Below are 6769 nucleotides of genomic sequence, written 5' to 3'. Positions count from 1 at the left end.
GTGGCGGCCAGGTCCAGGGTGCCGTTTTCATTGACGGGAATCTCGCCGTAGATGAAGTTCTGGCGCACGGCCGAGGTAGTGCCGAGGATGGCGCCATTGTCGTCGCGCTTGTTGAGATCGCGGTCCTTGAAGAAGGCGTACGAGAATTTACCGGGGCCGGCAGGAATGCGGTCCAGGCCGGCGCCCGTGCCGTTCATGTTGATGTATTGCAAGTCCAACATGTGGATGTCGGGACGGTAGTAGAAGCGTTTACCGATCCAGGCCGTGCCGCCGTTCAGGAAATCGAGTCCCTGCGCTTCGACATAGGCCTTGACGATGCCCAGCTTGTTGTCGCCGAAATCCGAGTTTGGCGCGTAGGCGTTGACCCAGATGGTGGCCAGGTAGTTCACGCCGCCGGACTGGGCGACGGACTTGGTGTAGCCGAATTCCGTGTAGGCATCGCACTCATTGCCCAGACGGTACTTCATGGTATTGCCGCCCAGGCCGAAGCAGCCTTGCGAACCGCCGTCGCCCGAGGTATTGCTGCCGGCGCCGGCGCGCAGGTAGCCATGGAAGCCTTCGGAGTCGGATGGGTACATGGGGTCGGCCATGGCGGAAGCGCTGGCGATGGCCAGGAGCAGGGCAGGCAAGGTTTTCAATGCAGTGCGATTCATGCGGTCTCCAGAAGAATGTAGGTGGTAGCGCTGGCGCCCCGGAAGGACGGCCACCGCACACGGTCTAATGCCGAAAACCAAGTCTAGCAGCGCTTTTTTAACCAGACCGATACAAAACGTACAAGTGACGATACTTTCTTTCAAAGTGTTGTTTTTACTCAATATCGATACTCTCGCGCATAGTGGCGCTGCAAAAGAGTATCGAATTGCGGTTTTGGAGTATCAGAAAGTATCAAAGCCCGGTGCTACATTGTGGTCGTGGTGCCAACAAGCGGCATTGCCAACGACAAAAAACACTGGAGACACACAATGAAACGTACCGCCATTGCCGCGCTGTGCGCCGGCGCGCTCTGCCTCAGCTCGTCCGCCTCGGCCGCAACCGATCTCGTCATCGCCACCGTCAACAACGGCCACATGATCGAAATGCAAAAGCTCAGCAAGTTCTTCGAGCAAGCCAATCCCGACATCAAGCTCAAATGGGTGACCCTGGAAGAGGGCGTCTTGCGCCAGCGCATGACCACCGATATCGCCACCAAGGGCGGCCAGTTCGACGTGATGACCATCGGCCTGTATGAAACGCCCATCTGGGGCAAGAAAAACTGGTTGATCCCCATCAAGCCGGACGCCAAGTATGATATCGACGACCTGCTGCCCGCCATCCGCGAAGGCCTGTCCGGCGACGGCAAGCTGTACGCGTCGCCGTTCTATGGCGAAAGCTCGATGATCATGTACCGCAGCGACCTGGTCAAAAAGGCGGGCGTGACGATCGAAGACCGCCCCAGCTGGAACCAGCTGCGCGACGTGGCGGCCAAGCTGCACGACCCGGCCAACGGCGTGTACGGCATCTGCCTGCGCGGCAAGCCGGGCTGGGGCGACAACATGGCGCTGATCACCACCATGGCCAATTCCTACGGCGGCCAGCTGTTCGACATGCAATGGAAGCCGCAATTTACCAGCAAGCCGTGGAAGGACGCGGTCACCATGTATGTCGACCTGATGAAGAAATACGGCCCGCCAGGCGCGGCAGCCAACAGCTTCAATGAAAACCTGGCGTTGTTCAACCAGGGCAAGTGCGGCATCTGGATCGACGCGACGATCGCCGCCTCCTTCATCACGGACCCGAAACAGAGCAAGGTGGCCGACAAGGTGGCGTTTGCCCAGTCGCCCGTCGGCGTGACGGAGCGGGGCGCCAACTGGCTGTGGATCTGGTCGCTGGCCATCCCGTCGAGCTCGAAACACCCGAACGAAGCGCAGCGCTTCATCAACTGGGCCACGTCGCCCGATTACGTGAAACTGGTTGCCAAGGAAACCAGCTGGGCCAACGTGCCGACGGGTACGCGCAAGTCCACGTATGCGAGTCCCGAGTTCCAGAAAGTGGCGAAATTTGCCGCCGCCGAAGGCAAGGCCCTGGCCACCACGCGCGCCGTGCAAAGCACCTTGCCGCCTTCGCCGTACGTGGGCGTGCAATTCGCGTCGATCCCGGAGTTCCAGGTGATCGGCGTGGCAGCCGGCCAGCAGATGGCGGCAGCGCTGCTGGGCAAGGTGACGGTGGAGCAGGCGCTGGAATTGTCGCAGCAGACGGCGGAGAGGGAAATGCGTAAGGGTGGCTATTACAAGTAAGACTGCTGCATAGTTTGCGTACCCCAACGGCATAAATCTGGGGTCGGACCCTGAGGGTCCGACCCCGGTACTTTAGCTTTGCGGGTTATCGGTTCACCTGCCCCAAGAGAACATTATGAAACGCATTATCCCCCGGACTTTGCTGACGCCGGCCGTGGTCGCCGTCTCCGTCATTTCCGTGATCCCGTTATTGATCACGCTGTATTACGCGTTCGTGCGTTATTCCATGCTCGATCCGAGCGGCCATCCTTTCCATGGGCTGGCCAACTTCCACTTTTTCTTTAGCGATGCCTCGTTCCTGCCGGCCTTGCAGAACACGTTTACCTTGCTGTTTTCCGTCATGCTGGTGACAGTCGTGCTGGGCACGGCGCTGGGCTTGCTGATCAATGAAGCGTTTCCGGGGCGCGCCATCGTGCGCGTGCTCTTGATTTCGCCGTTTCTCGTCATGCCGGCCGTGAATGCCCTGATGTGGAAAAACATGCTGCTCAACCCGATCTACGGCCTGTTTGCGCAAATCAGCATCTTCTTTGGCGCTACGCCCGTCGACTGGCTGTCGGCCCATCCCTTGTTCTCGATCATCATGATGGTCTCCTGGCAATGGCTGCCGTTTGCCTGCCTGATCTTCATGACGGCGCTGCAATCGATGGACCGCGAACAGCTGGAAGCGGCGCGCATGGATGGCGCCACGTATCTGCAGCAGTTGCGCTACCTCTATATTCCCCACCTGGGCCGCGCCGTTTCGGTGGTGCTGATGATCGAAATGATCTTCTTGCTGTCGATCTTTGCGGAAATCTTTACCACCACGGGCGGCGGTCCCGGCTTCGACACGACCACCATCACCTTCATGATTTACCAGCAGGCACTGCTGTCGTATGACGTGGGAGCAGCCTCGGCCGGTGCCCTGTTCGCCGTGCTCATCGCCAACATCGCCGCCTTCTTCCTGATGCGCGTCATCGGCAAGAATCTGTCGAAATAAGGAGACCTTGATGCATAGCAAACTTCATTTATATAGCCGCACGGCCGCCGCCTGGCTGTGTGCGCTGCTGCTGTTCTTCCCCATCTTCTGGCTGGGCTTGATGGCTTTCAAGACGGAAGGGCAAGCCATTTCCACGCCGCCGCTGCTGTTTTTCACGCCCACCCTGGACAGCTTCCGCGAAGTGCTGGCGCGCGACAATTACTTCGGCTACGCGTGGAACTCGCTGTTTACCAGCGTGGTCTCCACCGCGATTGGCCTGCTGATCGCCATCCCGGCCGCCTATTCGATGGCCTTCTTTCCCACGGGCGGCACCATCGGCTTACTGAAATTCATGCTCAGCTCGCGCTACATGCCCGGCGTGGGCGCGCTGATGCCCATCTATATCTGCTACCAGTACTTCGGCCTGCTCGATACGCGCATCGGCCTGACCATCATGTTCATGCTGATGAACCTGCCCATCATGATCTGGCTGCTGTACACGAGCATGAAGGAGCTGCCGCGCGAAATCCTCGAGGCGTCGCGCATGGATGGCGCCACCGTGTGGGACGAGTTCCGCCACGTCGTGCTGCCCCTGTCCGTGGGCGGCATCGCTTCCACGGCGCTGGTCTGCATGGTGTGGTCGTGGAATGAATCGTTCTGGTCGCTGAACCTGGGCGCGTCCAACGCGGGCACGCTGGCCTGGCTCATCGCCTCGTATTCGAGCCCGGAAGGACTCTTCTGGGCCAAATTGTCGGCCGCATCGCTGATGGCCATCGCGCCCATCATGGCGCTGGGCTGGTTCTGCCAGAAACAATTGGTCCAAGGTATGACTTTCGGCGCCGTCAAATAATCGATGCCTCCATAAACCTACTGCGCGGCCCAATTTCGGCTCTCCGTTGCTCACTGACTCGGCGCCCCCGTGCATCCGCACAGCTCCGCTACTCAAACCGAACTTGAACTGCTCGCTACGGTTTCTGAAAGCATCGAAAAACAAATCAGAATTGAGAAAAATCATGGCTTACCTTCAACTGAGCAATATCGAGAAATTCTTTGGCGAGCATCGCGCCATCAAGGGCATCGACCTGGACATTCAACAGGGCGAGTTCGTCGTCTTCGTGGGGCCGTCGGGTTGCGGTAAATCAACCCTGCTGCGCCTGATCGCGGGCCTGGAACCGATCGACGGCGGCAAGCTGTCGCTCGACGGGCGCGACATCACGAATCTGCCGTCATCGAAGCGCGACCTGGCGATGGTGTTCCAGTCGTATGCGCTGTACCCGCACATGACGGTATTCCAGAACATGTCGTTCGCGCTGAAACTGGCCGGCGTCGATCCGGCCATCATCCGCGAAAAGGTCGACAAGGCGGCTGCCATCCTCGACCTTGGGCGTTACCTGGAGCGCACGCCGAAGGAATTGTCGGGCGGCCAGCGCCAGAGGGTGGCCATCGGCCGCGCCATCGTGCGCGACCCGAAGGTGTTCCTGTTCGACGAACCGCTGTCGAACCTCGATGCGGCCCTGCGCGTGCAGACGCGCATCGAGATCGCCAAGCTGCACCGCGAACTGGGCGCCACCACCATCTACGTCACGCACGACCAGGTCGAGGCGATGACCCTGGCCGACCGCGTGGTGGTGCTGCGCGACGGGCAGATTGAGCAGCATGGTTCGCCCCTGGAACTGTATGACCGTCCCGCCAATCGCTTCGTCGCGCAATTCATCGGCACGCCCAGCATGAACGTGGTGCCCGCCGACGCGGCGCCGCAGCTGCTGGCGCAGGCGGGCAGCGCGGCGCAGGCCGATGGTTTTGTCGGTATCCGCCCCGAACACGTGCACCTGGGCGCGGCGCAGCCGGGCAGCGTGCCCGTCACCGTCGACCTGGTGGAGTCCCTGGGCGTGGAAACCCTGACCTATGTGCGCCTGCCGAACAATGTGCAGGTGGTCTCGCGCGGCGCGGAGCGCAGCAGCCTGCAGCCGGGCCAGCAGACGCACCTGACGTTCGAACCGGGCTTCGTCCACTATTTCGACCGCGCCGGCAAGACCTATGCGGCGGCGAAAGGAGCGCTGTAATGGACGCCATCGCATTGAAGCAATCGAACCTGGCGCGGCTGCCAGGGAACGTGACCGTGCCCGCGTATGCGCGCGGCGCACTCGTGCCCAGCATCGTGCATATCGGCGTGGGCGGTTTTTTTCGCGCCCACCAGGCCGTGTACCTCGACGACTTGCTGGCCTTGCCCGGCAACGCAGAATGGGGATACTGCGGCGTGGGCTTGCTGGCGTTTGATGCGGCCATGCGCGACGCCATGCGGGCGCAGGACGGTTTATATACGGTGGTCGAGCGCAGCGCGGCCGGCGATACGGCGCGCATCATCGGCAGCGTCGGCGAGTATCTGTATGCGCCCGACGAGCCGCAAGCCGTGCTGGAAAAGCTGGCCGACCCTGGCACGCGTATCGTTGCGCTGACCATCACCGAGGGCGGCTATTACGTCAACCAGGGCACGGGCGAGTTTGATGCGGATCATGCCGACATTGCGTACGAACTGGCGCATCCCGAGGCGCCGCGCTGCTCGTTCGGCTACCTGGCCGCGGCGCTGGCCCTGCGCCGCCAGCGGGGCCTGGCGCCGTTTACCATCATGTCCTGCGATAACCTGCAAAACAATGGCGACGTGACGCGCAAGATGCTGCTGGCCTTTGTCGCCCTGCGCGACGCAGAACTGGCGCGCTGGCTGGCCACGCATGGCAGCTTCCCCAACAGCATGGTCGACCGCATCACGCCGGCCACCACGGATGAACACCGGGCGCTCGTGCGCGAAGATTTTGGCATCGTCGACGCCTGGCCCGTCGTGTGCGAGCCGTTCCGCCAGTGGGTCATCGAGGATGAATTCCCGCAGGGCCGCCCGGCCTGGGAAAAGGTGGGCGCGCAGATGACGCACGACGTGCTGCCGTATGAAAAGATGAAGCTGCGCTTGCTCAATGCCAGCCACCAGGCCCTGTGCTACATTGGCATGCAGCTCGGCTACACGTTTGCGCACGAAGCGATGGGCGATGCGGGCATCCGGCTGCTGGTGCGGCGCATGATGGATGATGAAGTCACGCCCCTGCTCGATAGCGTGGCGGGTATCGATTTGGAACGGTACAAGGCGACCCTGCTCGAGCGCTTTTCGAATCCGGCCGTGCGCGACCAGCTGGCGCGCATCGGCACGGAAGGTTCGGCGCGCATCCCGAAATTCGTGCTGCCGTCCGTGCGCGAAGCGCTGGCCCGGGGCGGCGCCATCACGCTGCTGGCGTTTACAGTGGCGTGCTGGTTCCGCTACCTGGAAGGCCACGACGAAGCGGGACGCGAGATGCCGTTGAATGACCCGTATGCGGTGCGCCTGCGCGCGCTGGCGCTGCAGGGCGGGACGGACGCCGCGGCGCTGCTGTCGCTGCGCGAGCTGTTCGGAGAATTGAGCGATACACAAGCGTTCACGCAGGCCGTATCGCAGTCGCTGGCCAAGCTGTACGGGCTGGGCGCGCGCGCGGCGCTGGAACAGATATTGGCCTGAGGG

Annotated in this window: 6 protein-coding genes; 5 read left to right on the top strand and 1 reads right to left on the bottom strand. The window is 61.7% G+C overall.

All coding sequences use genetic code 11. From position 1 onward, the window contains the following. The coding region (locus IGS61_RS26215; RefSeq protein WP_230542263.1) for a carbohydrate porin at positions 1–653 on the bottom strand (653 nt) is incomplete at its 3' end. Between the two features lie 309 nt (positions 654–962). On the opposite strand from IGS61_RS26215, the gene IGS61_RS26210 reads away from it, so the two are divergent. From IGS61_RS26210 to IGS61_RS26190, 5 genes are all read left to right on the top strand, one after another. Beyond that, positions 963–2273 carry an ABC transporter substrate-binding protein gene (locus IGS61_RS26210; protein WP_230542262.1) on the top strand — a complete coding sequence of 437 codons (1311 nt, stop codon included), beginning with the start codon at positions 963–965 and terminating at the stop codon, positions 2271–2273. Positions 2274–2388: 115 nt separating this feature from the next. After that, positions 2389–3249 carry a carbohydrate ABC transporter permease gene (locus IGS61_RS26205; RefSeq protein WP_230542261.1) on the top strand — a complete coding sequence of 287 codons (861 nt, stop codon included), beginning with the start codon at positions 2389–2391 and terminating at the stop codon, positions 3247–3249. 10 nt (positions 3250–3259) lie between these two features. Then, positions 3260–4078, top strand: a complete 819-nt coding sequence (locus IGS61_RS26200; protein ID WP_230542260.1) for a carbohydrate ABC transporter permease — start codon at positions 3260–3262, stop codon at positions 4076–4078. A 163-nt stretch (positions 4079–4241) separates the two neighbouring features. Further along, on the top strand, positions 4242–5291 hold the full coding sequence (locus IGS61_RS26195; RefSeq protein ID WP_230542259.1) for an ABC transporter ATP-binding protein: 1050 nt from the start codon (positions 4242–4244) through the stop codon (positions 5289–5291). Beyond that, positions 5291–6766 (top strand): mannitol dehydrogenase family protein, encoded by a 1476-nt coding sequence (locus IGS61_RS26190; protein WP_230542258.1) that lies wholly within the window; start codon positions 5291–5293, stop codon positions 6764–6766. The genes IGS61_RS26195 and IGS61_RS26190 overlap by 1 nt, the downstream gene beginning before the upstream one ends. The last annotated feature ends 3 nt before the right edge of the window (positions 6767–6769 follow it).

It is taken from the genome of Janthinobacterium sp. FW305-129, assembly GCF_020858115.1.
Classification (GTDB): domain Bacteria; phylum Pseudomonadota; class Gammaproteobacteria; order Burkholderiales; family Burkholderiaceae_D; genus Janthinobacterium.
The sequence above is the reverse complement of the archived record's forward strand: the minus strand, read 5'-3'. Positions and strand labels throughout refer to the sequence as shown.

What these genes read in the sequence shown, in the direction of transcription:
- IGS61_RS26210 (WP_230542262.1), top strand. Translation starts at nt 963, where the DNA reads ATGAAACGTACCGCCATTGCCGCGCTGTGCGCCGGCGCGCTCTGCCTC.
- IGS61_RS26205 (WP_230542261.1), top strand. Translation starts at nt 2,389, where the DNA reads ATGAAACGCATTATCCCCCGGACTTTGCTGACGCCGGCCGTGGTCGCC.
- IGS61_RS26200 (WP_230542260.1), top strand. Translation starts at nt 3,260, where the DNA reads ATGCATAGCAAACTTCATTTATATAGCCGCACGGCCGCCGCCTGGCTG.
- IGS61_RS26195 (WP_230542259.1), top strand. Translation starts at nt 4,242, where the DNA reads ATGGCTTACCTTCAACTGAGCAATATCGAGAAATTCTTTGGCGAGCAT.
- IGS61_RS26190 (WP_230542258.1), top strand. Translation starts at nt 5,291, where the DNA reads ATGGACGCCATCGCATTGAAGCAATCGAACCTGGCGCGGCTGCCAGGG.